Source organism: Rhizobium sp. SG_E_25_P2 (assembly GCF_029892285.1).
Lineage (GTDB): Bacteria > Pseudomonadota > Alphaproteobacteria > Rhizobiales > Rhizobiaceae > Rhizobium_E.
Genome location: NZ_JARXVM010000038.1, coordinates 1 through 1,361, shown reverse-complemented (window position 1 = coordinate 1,361; position 1,361 = coordinate 1). Strand labels below are relative to the sequence as shown.

At 58.6% G+C, this 1,361-nt stretch carries 1 protein-coding gene; it reads right to left on the bottom strand.

The window, feature by feature from the left end:
• Positions 1 to 263: 263 nt before the first annotated feature.
• On the bottom strand, positions 264 to 1,361 hold a 1,098-nt coding region (locus M2360_RS26770; RefSeq protein WP_280778438.1), incomplete at its 5' end, for a recombinase family protein.

Below are 1,361 nucleotides of genomic sequence, written 5' to 3'. Positions count from 1 at the left end.
ATGCGCCTGTTGTTCGCGGTGATGCCGCTTGCGGTTGGCGCCAGATAGCCTGTGTTCGCTTTCATCTCAAGCCGCCATTCATCCCAGTCATGTTGAGATCGTGCCGATCTCAAGCGACCCAAACCGCCCTTTGCTCGGCATGCGTCACAGAGCGTCGATGCCGCGCATCGTGGCCATTGCAGCATAACGTTGCTGCCCTGACGCTAGCCGCGTTCCGTGACATGTCTACGGGCGCCGCAGGGCGCATTCTAGTTAGCTCGCCCCTATGCAGCTCGTTTACGCGGGGGCATATAGCCCATGATCCCATAGTGGCCGGTCAGTTTGCCCTCGGCAAAGCGATAGGCAATGACGCCGTCGGCGATGACCAGGGTCACGGTGTTGTCGAGACTGTCGAAGACGATATCCTGGACAAGCTCACGGATTGCGGTATGCGCCTGAGCGCGAAGCCGATAGCGAATTTGATCGTCGGCTTCGGCCTGCCATTGTTGGCGCAATCTTTTTAAAAGGTCGGCCTGCCGTTCCGGCGCGTCAAGCTTGCGCATCAGCTCGGTGCGTTGCTGGCGCAGCGTCTCGATTTCCGCTCTCATTGCCTGTCGTTCCGATTGTCGTTCCTTTAGCCGTTGAACGATCGCATCGACGGCATCACCATCATTTTCCAGTGCCGCCATCAATCGCTGTTCTTTGCGTTGCAGGCCGTCTGCCGTGTCCGTGAGGGCCGCCAGTCTATCATCGATCGCCTTGATCTCGGCGCTGCTCTGGCGGAGTTTGAGAGCATCGGACAATTCCAGTTCCCGCACATGATCGAGAATGGCGTCTTCCAAAGCGCCATAGCGAAAGTTCCTGCCGCCATCCTTGCAGCGCTGACCACGGACATGGTTGTTGCAGGCGAGATAGCCGACCATACCCGCTTTGAGCCTGTTGTGCTTCAGGCTCATCGATCCACCGCAATGGGCGCATGAACATAGGCCCGTCAGCAGATTGCCAAAGGTCTTGCCCTTGCGACCGGGATTGCCCGAGAGTTTGCGGACCGATTGCACCTTTGAGAACAGCCCCCTGTCGATAGCCTTGGGGAAATAATCGACAATCGGATCGCCATCAGCAATGCGCCGACCATCGATCAGGCGATGCGGCTGGAATTCGCCGATTACATCGCGGCGAACGAGCAGCGCCTTGATGACGCTCTGATACCAGCCGTCGCTGCTCTTGAACGCGGGGATCTCTTGCGTGTTGAGCGCTTTGGCGATGGCTGTCGAGCCGAGGCCCTGCGCGGCCATCTCAAAGATCATTTTGACTGTCGTGGCATGGGAATTCAGCGTGAAGCTGTAGCGGTGGTGCTCGTGCCGCACCGCGTCGATCCAGGC